Genomic DNA, 17,069 nt, shown 5'->3' with positions numbered 1-17,069 from the left:
TCTCCAGTAATATAAGAATTTCGCGGATGGTGCCTCTTTTCATATCCCGCTGGGTTGGCAGGGTAAATGAACCTGAGCCACTTATAGAAATTTATCAATATTTGCATAAACTTCCACTTCTGAAAAAACGATGGAAGTTTCCGTCAGCGCATAGGAGGATACGGAATTGATGAACTGCTCAATATCCTCTAAAGTGGGGACCGACAATTTGACGATAAAGCACGCGGCCCCAGCAATCCGATAGCACCATTCGCTGTACGGATAGTCCTTGATAAAACTCTTGAATTTTTCATATTGCCCGTCTCTCATCGTGACCTCAATGATGCAGTCGATGGTAAAGCCAAGTCCTTTTTTATTGAGGCGGATCGTATATCCCTCGATAACGTGGTGCTCCTCCAGCCTTTTTACCCGTTCGGTCACGGACGGCGGTGAAAGGTTTACCCGCTTCGATAGCTCCCGGATGGAAATTCGGCTATCTGCCTGAAGCTCCCGCAAAATTCGCACGTCACTTTCATCAATTTTCATTTGAAACATCCTTTTGAAAATAATAGTTCAATCGAAATAATATGAGCGCAATATGATATCAATTGAGATATAGATTTCATTATATTCCTGCTATAATGATGCTGTCAACGGAACGCGTTATTGAGGAGGAATATTTATGGCTATGATTTCTTTTTCGCAGAACGGGACTACGCCGTTTCAGCAGCTATTGGGGCACAACAAAGGCATTCTGGAGAGATGGGCTTCTCTGGAAGAATCCGTTTATTCCAGCGGCACATTTCCTGTGGAACTAAAAGAGGAGGTGCGGCGCACGCTGGCGTTCCATAACGGCTGTGAATACTGCAAGGCCAAGGGTGCTCCATCACAAAACATCATAGACTTGCGGACACAAACGGCGGTCCATCTGGCGGAGCTGTCCGGCAAAATCACGCATATCAGCGATGATGAATTCAGCGCCCTGAAAGAAGTGTTCACAGATAGCGAGATTTCGGAGCTTCTGGCGCTCATCTGCTTTATGACGGCCTGCCAGAGATTCGGCGCCTTGCTGAGTCTGGGGCCGGCCTGTCAAATCTGATTTACCCGCATTAAAATAGCAGAAATCCGCACATCTGATAGATGTGCGGATTTTTTCTCTGGATACAACCGATTGATGATTCCCTGTTGGAAATCGACACAATGAAGAAAATGACGTTAGCCGGTTTCCTGACGCGCAATGCCGTGTGCCCGCAAAGAACCCGCAGGCAAAGCCTGCGGGTTCTTTAAGCTGCTTGCGGTCTAGCGGGTTGCAGTTTCCCGCGCCGGTATTATTTTTATTCGCCGGTCAATTCTCCTGAATCTCCAGATATTCAGCTCCAACGCGGTTGTCGCTCAAGTCTCTGTCATCACCGCCCCGATATTTGTTTACCACCGGGGTTTCGCTTGTTGCATCGTTCAAAATGGACGTAAACTTTCCGTTGTAGCTGAAGCCGATTTTAATGTTTTTAGGATCGGAATAGTCCAGATGCACTGTGGCAGCAAGATTTCTGAGGGCTGGGTCTTTGAGGATGGTATTGAATTCACCAATTGCGGCATCCTCAAAAGACTCGGAGTTCACTATCGTCAGTCGGTTTAGGCTCGACGAATCTGCGATGCCGTATATTGCATTGTAAAGATACGCATTGCCGCCCTCGCCGGAGACGCTGATATTGCTGTATTTCTCTTGCTCATTTCGATTGCTGCCAAAAATAGAATTAATAATATACAATGCTCCGCCGTTGCTTTCAATTGCCCCGTGTAAGCTACCATTTCTATTAAAAGATGTATTCAGCACATACAACTCTCCGCCTTCGTTGAATATTCCGCCGGAATGAGAGAGATACCCATTATTGCGATAGATCACATTATTAAGCACCATCTGCCCCCGGTTTACAATTAGGTGGTCAGATTTAGCGGGGCTGTTGTCTCCAAAATATGCATTGTCTATAAGCAGAATGCCTTCGTTAAAAATAAGACTCTGGTCAAATTCGGGGCCGTCTCCGGATCTGGCAGACGAATTTTGCATAACGATGCGTCCGGTTTCGTAATTACGAATCGCATGCTTGTCGGTGCTGATGAAATTGTCGATATAAACATCCTCCAGTGTCAGGCTGCCACGGTTTTCAAGAATTCCGCAGTTACTGAACTCTTTGCTGTGAATTAACATACCTTTCAATGTGACTGAACAGCTCTCCTCTATGGAAAACAGTACATCAGACATACCGACGAGTTCAAGATAGCTGCTTCCGTAGAACTGGGGACGGTTTGTTGAGAAAATTACGCCGTCCGGCAAAGCGATTGTTCTGTTGATGTTTATGCGCCAATCATCACTATTTAGCGTAATGGCCCCCGGATATTGCTCGCAGTATTTTAGTGCGGTGCCCAGAGGTAATTCCCCTGAGAAAGTCGGAGCGGCCGGATTGTCGGGTACATATGTCACCCCATAATCGTCCCATTGCGCATAAAGCGTCAGAACGCCTGAAGAATTTACCCCATCGGGAATTGTAATCGCTGCCAGGTCAGCATAAGCAAATCCGGTGCCGTCTGCCTTGGTGTTCCAGCCTATAAACGGGGCATCCGTTTCCTTATAGGGCTCGTAGGCAAAGTCGCACGCGGGAAGAGTGGTTTCCTGCCTGAAAACCGCAGGTATTTCTTCCATTGTGCCTGTGCCGCCCGCACTGTTAAACTGAATGGTATACTCCGGATCGACCCACAGGGCGTAATAGGCTTTCGGACCCAGATTCCCGCTGACGGTTGCGACCGAATTTCCGCTGAAGTCGCTATTTTCATACCACCCCGCAAATTCATAATTTTCTTTCTCAATTTCGCCATAGGCCGGCAGATTGGTCCCTTCTAACGTATAGGTTGTGGGCGGGGAATAGCCATCTACATAGGTTCCGTAGTCGCGGTAAAGGGTCAGCTCATAGCCGCCCTGCGGCGCGCAGGTGATATTGATGACTCGCTCTCCGGTGATAGGCGCGGAGGTATCACCGCTGACACTGTATACGGCATAGTGGTCGTCATGACCGGTTACAGTCTGGTTTTCCACATACGCCTGGTAATCGAATGTGGGGCATGTATTTCTTTTCAGGAGTTCGGTCCGGCCTTCAATCGAGCCGACCAAGGTCTGGAACCGATAGATCACCTTGGCAGAGTTGTCGACATAGATGGCGTGATAGGTGTAGTTTTGGCTGCTCAGAATTTGAAGAGCAAGAGCGTCAAGCACGGGGCCGGAGAGCGGCTGTCCCTCCACCACGCTATTTTTCCGGGTTTCCACATTGAAAAATTTTGTGTAGGTCGTTCCCGGTATTTCTGTACCGGTGGTGTCAAGGGCGCTGAGGTCGAAGCTATCGCCGTATACGGCGGTAAAGTTCCGAGGAAGGGTACTCCCGTTCTCCTGCTGAATGTCTTCCACCGTGACGGTGTATTCTCTCAGGGGCAGCTCATAGTCAAATTCGCGGGAGCCGTCAACCACGCCGGAATATAGTTCTTTATAGCCGCCTACACCGTCGTAACGGAGGTTGACTGTTCTCGCGGAGGGGGTTCCCTTGTCAACGGTTTTATCATAATCAGAATAGCCAATCAGCTTGAGAACTTGGCCTTGCGTGGGAAGCGCTTCTTCCAGCGGCGTGTCAAAGTCGACGCGCTGGCTCCAAACCGGCTTATTGTTTACCTTCACCGTCAGCAGGCCCTTTTCCACGGGATTCTCGCTGTCGTTGTAAATAACGTGGAAGCTGCGCTTGATGGGAACGGATGTAAACGCAAGAGGCGAGCCTTTCCATGTGATGATCATATCCGTCTCCAGATAATTCTCATCCGTGTCCACCTCAATTCTTTTATTGCTCAGTGAAAACGCAGGATTCGTAAACGCGATGCTGAAACGGCTCGCGTCATAGTCCGCCAGCGTCGATTTCCCGGAGCTGAGATCCAGTGTAATCATTTTAAACGCATAGTCCGGCAAGCTGTTTTTAGTGTCATTGATAATAAGCTTTTCAGCTTCGCCCAGTTCATAGGAGAAGTCGTATACATAGTCCCGGCTGTTGGTGGTCAGCAGGGGGAAGGTCTCGCTGAGAAGGCCAAAGTTCTTTTGCCATTTGCCATTTCCCGCCTGGAAGCTCGCCCCAATTTCAAGGTAAACGCCAAGCTCGGCATACATCGCCCCCTGTGCAACCGACGTCGAAGTACCTTGGGAAAAATTTCGGCTGTATTCATAGCTGAAAAAGCCGCACCACTCAATGTATAAGCCGGTTTGGGCGGAGATACCCATGCTGTTAAGCTTGGTGGAAATCAGCCCGGCCTTCAGCTCCAGCTCGATACCGACCCTCAGCCCCAGCTTTCCCACCAGATAGAGGGAAAAGTCAAAGCGCTTATCCAGAATGGGGGTTTTGTTAAAGGTCAGAGTGGCGGTGCTCATACGCGCGGTAAAGCTGTATCTTGTGCCCTCCTGATAAGAAAGCGTGCAGGTAACTGCGGCGTTTGCCGCGGCGCTAACCACAAAATACGGCTCCACCGTAATCTGAACAAGACCCCATGCAAGAGAGATGTTGACCTGAAACAGGCTTTTCTTAATGATTTGGATGTAATCCAAATCATTCTCCATGAACTCCTGATAATATGCGTAGATACCGGAGACGTTTTCGAGAGCGTCACTTTCCTCGTTGCCACCAATTGCGGCCTTGATTTTTTCGGAGATATCAATGGTATTGTCACTGTCGCCGGACTTCGTCGCCAGCGTAGCTTTCAGCTCCACGGCGCTGCGGGTTTTTACGTCCAGAGAGGCATTGACCCAGCACTCCTGGGGATAGGGAACGCACCATGTCCAGCCCCACTCAATTCCTGCGTCCGCAGCCACTGACAGGCCGATTTCCTGTATAAACGTAATACTGAAGGACAGCTTGATGGAATCCTCCTCTTGCGTTTTAATGGTCACATCAAAGTTAACCGTCACCTCAGCCACCAGCGCGCCGTTGCCCAGCACACCTTTGTCGGGATTTCGGGGGTTGACAGTGACAATTACAGAAACGTCTCCGACCTCCACCTTTTTATCATCTTCGCTATCCTCGCCGCTTTGAGAGTAGAGAATATTCTGAAGCTGCTGGGCGGAAGCCTGCGTGCCGTCGCGCATCAAAACCGTCATGCCTTGCAGGGTTTCCACCTGATCAGCCAGCAAGTCCCCCTCAAGGACCGTGAGGGCATATTGTCCGGCCAGTTCGTCAATGATTCCGCTTTGCAGCGTCTGCTGGCGAAGCTCGTGCTGAAGCAGGTCGGGTTTAATGGCTCCCCTGTCTATAAGGTCCTGTGTGTTGATGGGGATATCCTGATAATAGTTCATCCTCTGCTGCAACTGCTCCAGCGAAGTGGTGGCGCAGGTGATGGTATAAATAGCGCTGCCTTCTGAAATCCCGGTCACCGTACCCAAGGTGACGTCCTCCGGCGTTGCCTGCATGAGAGAGGCCGCGTCGTAGAGGGCAATGGTGTCGCCTTCGACAATTGTTCCGGGCACAGGGCTGTCGCTGCCGATGGACCAAGTGTAATCGACGGTAAGGTGATTGATTCGGAAGGAGAAAACATCATTGTTTATTTCAAAAGAATTAGAGACGCTGCTTTTGGGGATGGCAACCGTCTTAGAGATAAACAGCACATCTTCCGCTTCCGCGCTTTCGTAGGATATTGTCGTGCCACTTACAGATTTGACCTTGACATAGGCAATGTCGTCGTACAGCGAGTCACGGGCGGCGGGATTCGCCAGTTCCGGACTTAGGCCGTTATATATGCAGAGCACATTGCCGGAAGTCAGAGTTTCGTTTCCGCCGTAGGTAAAGGTCCCTGAAATCTCGCTGGATTCAGCACCTGTCTCAGAGATGCTGTACACAGCGGCGGAAAGGGAATCGACCGGTGCGCCGTTGCAGAGAATATTGCTGATTTTGTCGGCGGGAATATAGATGATTCCAGCGTTAAAGGCCAGATCGTCGCTTTTTTCTCTGTAAATGCTGAAGGAATATTCTCTGGCGGTGTCGTCCTTGCCCGCAAAGGTCAGCCCGTCGCTGGGCAGCGTCAACGTATAGCTGGCGCCGGGCTTGAAGCCGCCGTCCATGGACACCTCATAGGAGCCGCGTTGCCCTGTGACGGTGATGCTGTGGTCATCCACACCAGAGGTACAGGCGAATTGAAGCAGGTTTCGCACGTCCTCCGCCGTTAACCCGGCATTTGACGCGTTTAATCTGATTGAGAAATCGGGCTGAACAGGGGTTTCCTCAGCAATCTGGTAGGCGGAGGAAATTTCCACTCTGTTGTTCATGTAGTTGATGTCTACGGCGATGTATTTTGCATAGAGCGTCAAATTGCCCGTGACCGCGGTGTTTTCATTAAAGCTGTTTGAAAGGGCGGCGTCCGTGTACCAGCCTGCAAACACGGCGTTCTCTTTAATTGGAATGGGCAGGTTTCCGACAGCTTGCCCTCTGGAAACCGTAATCGGATTAAGTGCTTTTCCGCCATCTGTATAAAAGCTGATGCTGTATGAAGACGCGCCTGAGCCGGAACCCCCGCCTCCGCCGCCGGACGGCTTCGGCGCGACTTCCTTTTCTTTCTCCTTCTCCTGGCTTGCAATGCCCCGGCAGTTCAGGTTGGTATCAATGCGTTTCAGCACCGCTGCCGCTGCCGCGCGGGTTGCTGTTGATTTGGGATTGAAATTTCCGTCTGCATCTCCCTGAAAGACACCGGCCCGATAGAGGCCGAGCACGGCGTCTCTTGCAAAGGGCGAAACAGTGGACAGGTCGGAGGGGCTTTTTTGATTGTCGGTGCCTTCGGGATAGGAAATGGAGTATGCCTTAAAAAATCTTTCTGCGAATACTGCCATTTGCTGGCGGGTGACAAGGCTGTATAGATCAAAATACTGATCCTTAGCGCCTAGGGTGATTCCCTTTTCTGCCGCCCATGCCACATAGGGTGCGTAATAGGCGCTGGCAACAACATCCTTAAACATAGTGGCGCCGGAATACTTGGCTGGGTCAATTCCCGCGAAACGGCCCAGCGCGGTGACAAACATCGCGCGGGTCATCCCGCCGTTCGGGTTGAAGGAATCCGCACCAGTACCGCTGAATATGCCGTTTTCGTAGGCATATTTAACGGCTTCATAGAACCAATCGCCCGCATTAACATCGGCAAAGGGCAATTCGGTTGAGACTTCTTCAATAATTTGGGTGCCTGAATCGGGGACATCCGCTTCCTGCGCGAATGCATATGTAGGAATCCCCGTTAAAATGATTGCGATAAGCAATAATAAGCTTATCAAGCGTTTGCCGGCTTTCATACCATTCTCCTCCTGCACATCGTTTCTCATTTGCGCACGGACATCCCCGCACATTGATTCTCCGGAGAGGGGTCGTGCTTTTCAGCGCCAAGACACGAAAGCATTCTGCTTTTTTGCTGCTTTCGCAGTATACAGTGTAGCAATTTTTGCAACGCTTTTGTATAGATACGGCCTGAACGAAGGCCAAACCGCGCGAATTACAGCTTTTTTAAAAATCTTGTCTCTGTTTTAGAAAAATGATATAATTAAAAAAATAATTATCGGTAGGTGAGGGGATGAGAGTTGCTATTTGCGACGACAGTGTTCACGATGCAGAGTTGATTTGTGCGTTGCTGCGCGAGCACTTTGAGAAAAACGGTTTTGCCGGGGAGCTTTATACCTTTTCCAGCGGGGAAGCGCTTGAAGAGGCTTTTGCCGCCTGTCCCTTTGACGCTGTATTTCTGGATATTTACATGGGCGGCATGAACGGACTGGAAACTGCCCAAAGGCTTCGAGAGACAGGCTGCGATTTTTCTCTGGTGTTTATTACCACGAGTAGAGATCACGCCTTAGACTCGTTTTCTCTTGGTACAAACGACTATGTGGTGAAGCCCATCAAGCGCGAGGAGATTGATCGTGCCTTTGTCAGATGCCGAGATGTTTTTTTGAAAAATGGCCGGTTTATTGAGGTGGTGTCCAATCGCATGAAACAAAAAATTCCGCTCAATAAGATTCAGTTTATGGAGGTGTACGGGAAAGAGGTTTTTATACATACGTCCGCAGGAACGATCAAAGCCTCTTTGCCCCTCGATGAATTGGAAAAAATGGTAACGGGTACGTTTCTGCGCTGCCACCGCTCTTATATCGTAAATCTGAACCATGTGGAGGCCATCGGGCAGGATGATTTTCGGATGCGGGACGGCAGCCTTGTCCCACTGCGTCAGCGGGGGCGGGCCGAGCTGCGGGACGCCTATGCCGATTTTCTTTCCGACCGTCTGTTTGAGGTGCCGTCATGAGCGGGTGGAAAGGACGGGCCTTGCCCGTGGCGGTGGCGGTTTGCCTGATGCTTTGCCAAAGCGTTTATGCCCTTGCGGTTCCAACTGAGGAGGCTGCTTTGCAGTCTTCTGGCCAGTACAGTGAGCCGGATGCAAGAGAGACGCATTTCCCCGCCGATTCGGGAGTGGAGAAACCTACCGAGCCGGAAGCGCCTGCCGAACCGGACCAGAAAAGTCAGGAGGAACCGGTAGAACCCGACAATTTCCTTCGGAGCCAGAGCAATGCTGCGCTGGAGTCACCTGACGTACCGGAGGAAAGCGGGACTGCCAACAGCGAGGAGATGCTGGCGGAATGGATAGAACAGCATCAGGAAACGGGCGGAACGGTATCTCTGTCCGACCATGTGACCATCACGCGGGATATGGGGATATACGGGATCGTCGGAGAAATTACGATTGATACCGGCATGTTTGGCCTTGTGTTTGACGGCGGTATGCTGCCAACCTACAATGTTTTCATTACCGGCGAGGGCGTCAATGTGCCGGTGGTGAATGTGCAGCGGGGGGACGGCGGCTATCCTTACGATCCCAGTTGGAACAATACCCTGTTGCAGATGAATGTGACGGCCACCGGCCGGAACGGCAGGGGCGGCACGGCGCTGCGGATATCAAATGCCGATGATAAGGACTTTGACATGGACAGCCTGCTCTGGCAGGGCGTGCTTCGCGCCTATGGCGAGGGGGCCGTCGGACTTTGGATGGATGTTCCCATGGAGGCATGGTGCTATAAGGTGGAGATTTCCGGCGAAAACAGCGCGGCGGTATACGCGCCAAACGGAGCCGACCTTTTCTATTGCAAGCTGACTGCTGAGGGTGACGGTGCGGTTGCGGCAGCGGGAAAGAATCTGTCGCTGGATTCCTGCGCCATGTCTCCCGCACCCTCGGGGGTGCAAAGCGTCAACCGCCGCGCCATGGAGGAGTCCTTCTCACGTCTTTATCTGCCGCTGGAGCAATATGGCAGCCTTTTTGGCACCATTGAAATGCTGAACAAATCAAATGTTTTTCTCATAGATGAAGAAGGCGGCGTAATTTCACGGCCGTTTCCCGTTTACTGGGACGAAAATTACGAAATTGACACCGGGAATTTAGGAACAACGCTGTTGCACGGTGCCGTCGACCCGGATATGTACGGCCTTGGAATATTTGATGATGTGCCGATTACGCTGACGGTGGAGGTGCGGGATCCTGCGCTGCCCTGCATCAGCCGAATTGCCGTGCGGGAAATGGAAAACGGCGCCCGGTACGCGGTTTTGAACTTCTGGGAGGACTACGATCCTATGGAGGAAGGCGTGATCCTGTGGCGCTCGGACGACGAGGGCGAAACATGGCAGAACGCCACGCACGCGCAGGATGTCCTGTGGAATGGCAGCTCCGTGAATTTCACCTATGACACACTGGAGCATTCCGTGTGGTTTCAGCTTGAAGTGACCGGCGTGGGAGAATCCAACATTGCTATCTTGGATGAAAGGGATGGCGTCTTTATCGGCGGGAACGGCGGAGACCGCACGGGAACAGACCGGGGCGGCGTGAATCCTCCCAATGGCGGCAACGGCGGCAGCGACGATGGCGGCGGCAATGGGAATGTACCCGGAAGCGGTGAGGAATCGGATGGCGGCGATGGAGGTCAGTCTGGCGGCGGCAATGACAATCTGCCGAAAACCGATGAAGCGTCAAACGGTCACAACGAAAGTGCTACGGAAGTCAGCGGCTTGATAAGCAGCAGATCGGATGCACATACCGACACGGTGATTCCCACCGGCACGGCATCTCTGGATACGGAGACTGTTTCTGCGGGAAATCCGACAGCGGCAACTCCCGCGCAACCGGTTCCGGCTGAAGAGCAGACTGAAGCCCTGCAAACACAACCCGTACCCATGGAGACTGAACGGGATACCGATCCCGCAGAGGAGGAAGAAGCGCCTGCCATTGGGGACGCTGAAAGTTCCTTCGACCCGGAGCAGTCTGCGCCGGAGCTGGGATTTTCGGCAAAAGCACTGACGGTTTTCTTCCTTGCCTCAGCGAGCTTGTGTTTCGGTGCACTGATGGTTTTCCGGTTTGGCAGACTTGGGAGGTGGCGGCGTGAAGACCCATAGGGCAGTAGGGTTCCGCATCTGGATGGCGCTGAAAGTAGTAATGACTTTTGCACTGGCCGCCGCTGTTTTTCTGACAGTTTACCAATACGACAATAAATACACGGCGGCAGGCCCCAAAGCAAGGGATGGCATTCTCGCGCTGGACGGGGAAGCGCTTGCACAGCATCCTGTTCTTTTCTTGGTGGACGGCTGGGAATATTATGCAAGCCGACTGCTTACGCCCGCAGACTTTCGCGGGACCCCGCCTGCCCCGGACCAGTATCTGTTCATCGGGCGCTTCGGCGGCTTTGAAGCATGGAACGGCGGCTCACCTCACGGCAGCGCCAGCTACCGACTGACGATCAGGCTGCCGGAGCAGACGGACGCCTATCTGCTGGAGCTGCCCGAAATCTTTTCAGCCTACCGCCTCTACATCAACGGCGAACAGGTCATGCAGATGGGGGAGCCGGAGCGGGAGGGATACCGGGCGGCAACCGGCAACCGCACCGTCAGCATTGAAGCGGGCGGTAGCATTGAACTGTTGTTTGCGGTGTCCGATTATTCCCATCTGTACGGCGGTATGGTGTATCCTCCCGCTTTTGGTCAGCCGGAGGCTGTGTCCGGGCTTCTGAGCACAAGGCTTGTGTTTAGAAGTATCGTGTGCGCAGTGGCGCTCACCATCGGTCTTCTGTCGGTGATGGTGGGCTTGCTGGGCCGCAAAAGTTCACTGGCGCTGCTATTCGGACTTCTGTGCTTGTTCTTTGTGGGCTATGTAAGCTATCCGATTACCGGAACGCTGTTTACCTTGGGGCGGCTCCACTATGCCCTTGAGAATGTTTCCTTCTGTGCCATGCTCGGCGTTACGATGCTGGTGGCTGTGGGGGTAAGCGGTCTGCCAAAAAAGTGGGGGCTTCCCTTTGTGGGCTTCGGAGGACTGATGTGCGCGGCCTCTGTGCTGGTACATTTGCTGCTGCCGTTCGGCAATCTGAACCTGCTGCTGGCCTATTCGTGGCTGATTTCGGCTTATGAATGGATGACGGCCGGATTGATCGCCGCCGCAGTTTGGTATGCCATCCGAACGGGCGCGGCGCGGATTACGCCCCTGCTTTACGGTGTGGTAATTTTCGTCTGCGCTCTTCTTGCGGACCGGCTGCTTCCAGTGCATGAACCTATTCTCACGGGCTGGTTTATCGAGCTTGCAAGCTTCACCCTTGTGCTTTGCATCGGTGTGGTGACAGGGCAGGAGGTGGCCACCCGGTATCGGGAAAGCGCTGTGATGGCCGAGCGGGCTGGCAGCATGGGGCGGCTGTACCAAAGCCAGCTCTCCCATTTGGAGGTGCTCAGACAGGAAATGACGCAGGTCAAAACCATGCGCCACGATTTGCGCCATCATCTTACCCTCATAGATCAGTATGTAAGCAGTCACCAGTACGACAGGCTGGAGGAATACATCAAAGAATACCGAGCCGCCTCCACGGAGGGGGAACTGCCGGAGTATTGCCCCATCGACGTGATCAACACGCTGACCTGCCATTATCAGACGGTGGCACGGCAGAACCATATTCTGTTGGATATTCGCTGCGATCTGAACGCCGTGGCAAATCCCGGCCATACCGGCATGACCGATTCCGATTTGTGCTGCCTGTACGCCAACCTCATGGAGAATGCTGTGGAGGCGTGCCAGCGGATGCAAAGCGGACAAAGAGCGATTTGGGTTGCGGTGATCCGCACGGGGGCAGATGCGCTGCACATCCGTGTGTGGAACACCGCTGGGAATATCCGGCAGCTTGGCGGGCGGTTTCTCTCCTCCAAGAGCGGCGGGCGAATCGGATATGGGCTGCTGTCGATAGAAACCATCGCCGGGAAGTATGGCGGCAAGGCGGAGTTTCACTGGAATGAGGACAAGCAGAACTTTGAAAGCAAGATCACGTTGATGGCGTAAAATGCGGTGCAGACCCATTTTTCTCCGTAGCTGACAATTTTTAAGATATTGCTTGCGGTTTATGAGGTTCCTTGAATTTCTAACCCCGTGGACATTCCGTAAAGGGGCGGGAAAATACGCTTGTCTCAGCGTGGAAAAAGAGTGCAATGAACGATAAAACACCGGGAATCAAGGATTTCGGACTCCGAAATCCTTGATTCCCGGTGTTTTCAATGTCTCGGTCAACAGAGATATCAATATCCCAATACTTGATTGACAATGATCACTTTGATTCTGTCTTTCACAAATTGACCTGCAATCAAGACAAAATCGTTGCAGATTCTTTGGGCGTGCCTGCAATCAATGCACCGTCCAAGCTTTGTGCAGGGCGTATCCTTGCCAAGCCGTTTCGCATCCAGGGGAGCGGCAACCTGCCGTGTGCGGTCAATTGCATCCTGAACGCTATTTGTGAGCTTATTGATGCCCACAACGGCGATTACCTGCTTCGGGCCGTACAGCATAGGCGCCACCCGGCTTCCGTTTCCGTCAATGTTGAACAGCTTCCCATCAACCGTAACGGCGTTGGTACCGGTCAGAAAGGTATCGGCGTCAAAGTTCCGAAGATAAATAGCGCGCTTTTCCGCCGAGGTTAAGCTGCTGCTGTGCTTATCGTAAAAGGTGTATCTTCCGTTGCGGATGAAATCAAAGACGCCTGTTTCTTCCAAGGTTGCGGAATCTCCGCACCCGACTGTCTCGCCCGGCTGAATCAGTTTTGTAAGCAGCAAAAGCAATTCCTCCCGGTCCTGAACAAAGTACCCGGCCATGTTGTTTCGCCGCAAGCTGGAGATTGTTTTCTCAATTCTTTCTTCCATATCCGCCTTATCCCTCGTAAGTCATACAGGTTTTAATTATTTTATCATGCGGATGCAGGCAAAACAAGCGGCCGACATTCTTCCGGCGTTTTGTATGTATGGCGCTGTCATCATTTTGCCCGCAGGCTCAGTCAAATTGACTGTCATATAAACTTGCATAGGAGCCTTTTTGCTTCAGCAGCTCGTGATGATTGCCCGGCAAATCTCCATCTCTGTCCGCGTATCAACGCTGGAGGTGGCCTCGTCCAAAATCAGAATGGGCGGATCACATAAAAACACGCGGGCAATGGTCAGAAGCTGCCGCTGTCCGATGGAAAGGCTGGCCGCGTCGTTGTCCAGAACCGTATCATACCCTTTGGGCATGGTGCGAATCAGATAATCTATTTTCGCTGCCTTTGCCGCAGCCACAATTTCTTCTCTTGTGGCCTGCGGCTTTTCGTAAGCAATGTTTTCCGCAATTGTGCCGCCAAACAGCCATGTGTCCTGCAAGACAATGTCGGAATTTTGGCGTAGACTGCGGCGCGTCATTTCGGCGGCAGCAACACCGTCCACCATAATGGTGCCGTCATCCACCTCATAAAACCGCATAAGCAGATTGACAAGGGTGGTTTTTCCGGAGCCGGTACTCCCGACAATGGCAATTTTTTGCCCGGGCTGTGCACGGAAGCTGATGTCCTCCATTAACGGATTGCTTTTCCCGTAACCAAAGCTGACATGTTCAAAAGAAACCAATCCGTCTGCGTGCTCCAAAATGGCGGGGTGCAAGGGGTTCGGGCGTTCCTCCGGACTGTCCAGAAAGTCAAAAGTGCGTTTGACGGAGTCCAGCGCGGACTGAAGGGAATTGATCATGAAGGCACCCTCTGTCAGAGGCTCCGCCGTCTGATTCACGTATTGAAAAAACGCCTGCACCAAGCCGACCGACATGGTTCCGTTGAGGATGGCCCCGCCTGCAATCACGGTGATGACCACATGGGAAGGGCGGGTCAGCAGCCGGATGACCGGGTTGATGCAATGTGTCAGGAAATCCGCCTTTTGGGAAACGCTGCGGTTTTTTTCTGCGGCGAGCGCAGCCTGATGCAAACTCTCCTGCTCATGGTTATAGGCCTTGATGACGTTTCTTCCTGTATAATACTCCTCCACGATACTGGTACCCACGTACATAACGGTGAGGCGGATCAGCGCAGACCCCATATTGTTCCAAGTAATGGAAAACGGAAGGCCTTGCGCCGTGGCGGCCTGAATGCTGGTCCACAGCATGTCGACAACCTGCGCGCTGTAAAGCGGGGCCCCAATTGTTAGGACGGTGTAAATCAGGATAGAGGCCATAATCACGGAAAGGCGGACACGCTGCCCCTTCAGTCTGCGCGCAAGGCGCAGCAAGGTGCTTCCGGCGTCTTTCAAGGCTTCGCTATCTGAACCGGATAAGTCTGAGGATTTGGCTTTATCTTGACTTTTTTCATGCTTCCTGCACCTCCCTGGTCTGAGATTCATAGATTTCAAGATAAACCGAGCAGCTTTTAATCAATTGCTCATGGGTTCCGATGCCGACGATGGTCCCTTCGTTCAGTACGATAATCTGCTGTGTGTGGCGGATGGAGCTGACGCGCTGCGCGATGATCAATACGGCCGCGTCCTTTGTCTCCGGAGTCAGGGCCTTGCGCAGGGCGGCATCGGTTTTAAAATCCAGAGCGGAGAAGCTGTCGTCGAAGAGATAAAGCTCCGGCTTTAAAACCAGTGCCCGCGCAATGGAAAGGCGCTGCCGCTGCCCGCCGGAGAAGTTCGTACCTCCCTGAGCGACAAAGGAATTTAACCCATCGGGGAGAGACCGGATCAATGCGTCAAGCTGCGCAACCCCGACGGGGTGCAGCAGCTCCTCCTCTGTTGCGTCAGGCTTACCATAACGGAGGTTTTCAGCAATCGTTCCTGAAAAAAGAATTGCTTTTTGCTGCGCATAGGCGAGCTGATGGAGCAAATCCGTCTGGCGCATTTGCCGGATATCATGGCCGTTGAGAAAAATTGCGCCTTCTGTTACATCGTGAAACCGCAAAATCACAGAGGCGATGGTGGATTTTCCGCTGCCGGTTCCGCCAATGATCGCCGTTGTCTCGCCCCGGCGGCATGTAAAGCTTAAATTGCTTAGCGTATCCTTTTCCGCGTCCGGGAATTGGAACGATACGTTTTGGAAGACCAGCACATCACTTCGGCTGCGTTCGGTGCTGCCCGGCTGCGCAGACGCGGGGGCGGAGATTTCCGGTGAATAGTCCAGCACATTCTGGATGCGGTTGCAGCACTCCAACGCGCGCGGAAGCGTTAAAATGACCATTTGCGCCATCATAATGAAGAACAAAATCAGATAGGCGTATTCGATGACTGCGGTAATATCTCCAATCTGAAAATGTCCTGCGGCAATTCTTCCTCCGCTGAGCCAGAACACCGCGATGAGCAAAACGATGCGTCCAACCGGAAGGAGAGCACCAAAGCAATCACGCAGATCGCGGGGACCGGCACCACCATCTGCATAAAGCTGATGAAGGCGGTCTGAATATTAGTGATGTCTGAAACAGTGCGCGTGGTGATAGAAGCCGTGCCGAATTGGCGGAACTCATGAACGGACAGCTTCAGCGAGCTTTCGTAAAGTGCCACCCGCATGTCCTTGCCGATTCTGGCGGTCAGCGTTGCGCAGTTGCAGCCACCGATCACAGCGCACAGCCCGGCGACAAAAGAGCCGATGGCCATTGTCATTCCTGTGTTCAGAAGCGTTTCAAAGGAGCTGCCCAAAATGCCCTGATTCATCATTTCGGCGGCCGATTTGCAGAGGTCGCTTATTTTCCCATTGCAATTCCAATGGTAGGCATGACCGTATGGCTGATCCTTGCTTATTCCAAAAAACTAAATGTATTGTCTCTGGGCAGAAACGCCAGCACCTCGCTGGGCGTGAATCATCAATTTGGCGTAATCTATACGCTGATATTGCTTTCTGTTCTCATGTCGGTTTCAACCGCTTTAGTGGGGCCATTAACCTTTTACGAATTTTTGGTTGTCACCATGACGTATCAGGCGGCCCCGATCTATGACCACAGATATGTGTTTCCAATGTCGCTTGCAATTGGCTTTCTCATATTAGCGGGGCCATATTTTTTTATGTATCATGTGTTCAGAGCACAGGGGGTCGTCTCCGTTATTATCGAACTGTTTGGGGGAATCGCGTTTCTCATTGTATTGTTAAGGAAGGAAACCCTATGATCAATATTCTCAATGCTAAAAAAGCGTATACGGACGAGGTAAAAATAGGGCCTTTGAATATTCAGATACCCAAAGCCGGGCTGACCTCCTTGATCGGCCCGAATGGCGCGGGGAAATCCACGGCGCTTTTAATGATTGGACGGCTTCTGGATGAGCCGCTCAACAATCTTGACGTGGCGCGTTCCGTTCAAATGATGAAGCATTTGAGATATGCCGCCGATGAATTCGGAAGAACGATTTTGACGGTGATGCATGATATCAATTTTGTGGCCAAGTATTCAGACAAAATTTGCGCGATGAAGAATGGGAAAATTGCTGCGTTTGGAACGGTGGCGGAAATTATGAACGCAGAACTTCTGACGGATATTTTTGAGACGCAAATCAACATCATTGACGGCCCTACGGGGCCAATCGCCATTTATTAGGGGTTGGAGCAGCCGACTTACCGCCTGCATGCTCCACATGCATTTACTGTGGGGTAAAAGCGTCATATTGTTTGACCCCTCGCTTTTTTCGGAGGGTTGCATAACCACGCCCCGGGGTGTAGGATGAACTATGCAGGGGGTGTATTTATTATGAATGTAAAGATAAGCGTCTTTG

Annotated in this window: 12 protein-coding genes; 6 read left to right on the top strand and 6 right to left on the bottom strand. The window is 52.1% G+C overall.

Translation table 11 applies throughout. The annotated features are described in order from the left end of the window. Window positions 1–81: 81 nt before the first annotated feature. Window positions 82–525 (bottom strand): Lrp/AsnC family transcriptional regulator, encoded by a 444-nt coding sequence (locus tag RTU96_RS02705; RefSeq protein ID WP_312634806.1) that lies wholly within the window; start codon window positions 523–525, stop codon window positions 82–84. A 136-nt stretch (window positions 526–661) separates the two neighbouring features. On the opposite strand from RTU96_RS02705, the gene RTU96_RS02700 reads away from it, so the two are divergent. Then, window positions 662–1,078 carry a carboxymuconolactone decarboxylase family protein gene (locus tag RTU96_RS02700; RefSeq protein WP_312634804.1) on the top strand — a complete coding sequence of 139 codons (417 nt, stop codon included), beginning with the start codon at window positions 662–664 and terminating at the stop codon, window positions 1,076–1,078. Window positions 1,079–1,324: 246 nt separating this feature from the next. On the opposite strand, the gene RTU96_RS02695 is transcribed toward RTU96_RS02700, so the two are convergent. Continuing rightward, window positions 1,325–7,327 carry an S-layer homology domain-containing protein gene (locus tag RTU96_RS02695; RefSeq protein WP_312634802.1) on the bottom strand — a complete coding sequence of 2,001 codons (6,003 nt, stop codon included), beginning with the start codon at window positions 7,325–7,327 and terminating at the stop codon, window positions 1,325–1,327. A gap of 275 nt (window positions 7,328–7,602) precedes the next feature. Between RTU96_RS02695 and RTU96_RS02690 the strand changes: the two genes are divergently transcribed. From RTU96_RS02690 to RTU96_RS02680, 3 genes are read left to right on the top strand one after another with little or no spacing between them, the layout of a single operon-like run. Then, window positions 7,603–8,322 (top strand): LytTR family DNA-binding domain-containing protein, encoded by a 720-nt coding sequence (locus RTU96_RS02690; RefSeq protein WP_312634801.1) that lies wholly within the window; start codon window positions 7,603–7,605, stop codon window positions 8,320–8,322. Further along, window positions 8,319–10,454 (top strand): hypothetical protein, encoded by a 2,136-nt coding sequence (locus RTU96_RS02685; RefSeq protein ID WP_312634798.1) that lies wholly within the window; start codon window positions 8,319–8,321, stop codon window positions 10,452–10,454. The genes RTU96_RS02690 and RTU96_RS02685 overlap by 4 nt, the downstream gene beginning before the upstream one ends. Beyond that, window positions 10,441–12,375 carry a GHKL domain-containing protein gene (locus tag RTU96_RS02680; protein WP_312634797.1) on the top strand — a complete coding sequence of 645 codons (1,935 nt, stop codon included), beginning with the start codon at window positions 10,441–10,443 and terminating at the stop codon, window positions 12,373–12,375. Before RTU96_RS02685 ends, RTU96_RS02680 begins: the two co-directional genes overlap by 14 nt. Before the next feature lie 233 nt (window positions 12,376–12,608). On the opposite strand, the gene RTU96_RS02675 is transcribed toward RTU96_RS02680, so the two are convergent. The 4 genes from RTU96_RS02675 to RTU96_RS02660 form a co-directional block, all read right to left on the bottom strand. Further along, window positions 12,609–13,226 (bottom strand): lactate utilization protein, encoded by a 618-nt coding sequence (locus RTU96_RS02675; protein WP_312634796.1) that lies wholly within the window; start codon window positions 13,224–13,226, stop codon window positions 12,609–12,611. Between the two features lie 174 nt (window positions 13,227–13,400). Continuing rightward, window positions 13,401–14,627 (bottom strand): ABC transporter ATP-binding protein, encoded by a 1,227-nt coding sequence (locus tag RTU96_RS02670; RefSeq protein ID WP_312634795.1) that lies wholly within the window; start codon window positions 14,625–14,627, stop codon window positions 13,401–13,403. Window positions 14,628–14,682: 55 nt separating this feature from the next. Then, window positions 14,683–15,672 (bottom strand): ABC transporter ATP-binding protein, encoded by a 990-nt coding sequence (locus tag RTU96_RS02665; protein ID WP_312634794.1) that lies wholly within the window; start codon window positions 15,670–15,672, stop codon window positions 14,683–14,685. Then, on the bottom strand, window positions 15,576–16,022 hold the full coding sequence (locus tag RTU96_RS02660) for an ABC transporter transmembrane domain-containing protein (RefSeq protein WP_312634792.1): 447 nt from the start codon (window positions 16,020–16,022) through the stop codon (window positions 15,576–15,578). Before RTU96_RS02660 ends, RTU96_RS02665 begins: the two co-directional genes overlap by 97 nt. Between RTU96_RS02660 and RTU96_RS02655 the strand changes: the two genes are divergently transcribed. Both RTU96_RS02655 and RTU96_RS02650 read left to right on the top strand, forming a co-directional pair. Next, window positions 16,011–16,469, top strand: coding sequence for an iron chelate uptake ABC transporter family permease subunit (locus RTU96_RS02655; protein WP_312634836.1), 459 nt, complete (start codon window positions 16,011–16,013; stop codon window positions 16,467–16,469). The two genes, RTU96_RS02660 and RTU96_RS02655, sit on opposite strands and share 12 nt — an antisense overlap. Window positions 16,470–16,522: 53 nt before the next feature. Continuing rightward, the gene (locus RTU96_RS02650; RefSeq protein ID WP_397356308.1) at window positions 16,523–16,894 is read left to right on the top strand and encodes an ATP-binding cassette domain-containing protein; all 372 of its coding nucleotides are present in this window, start codon (window positions 16,523–16,525) and stop codon (window positions 16,892–16,894) included. The last annotated feature ends 175 nt before the right edge of the window (window positions 16,895–17,069 follow it).

This window comes from Oscillibacter sp., from assembly GCF_032018205.1.
Lineage (GTDB): Bacteria > Bacillota > Clostridia > Oscillospirales > Oscillospiraceae > Oscillibacter.
Note: the sequence above shows the minus strand (reverse complement) of the source record. Positions and strands in the feature narration are given on the sequence as shown.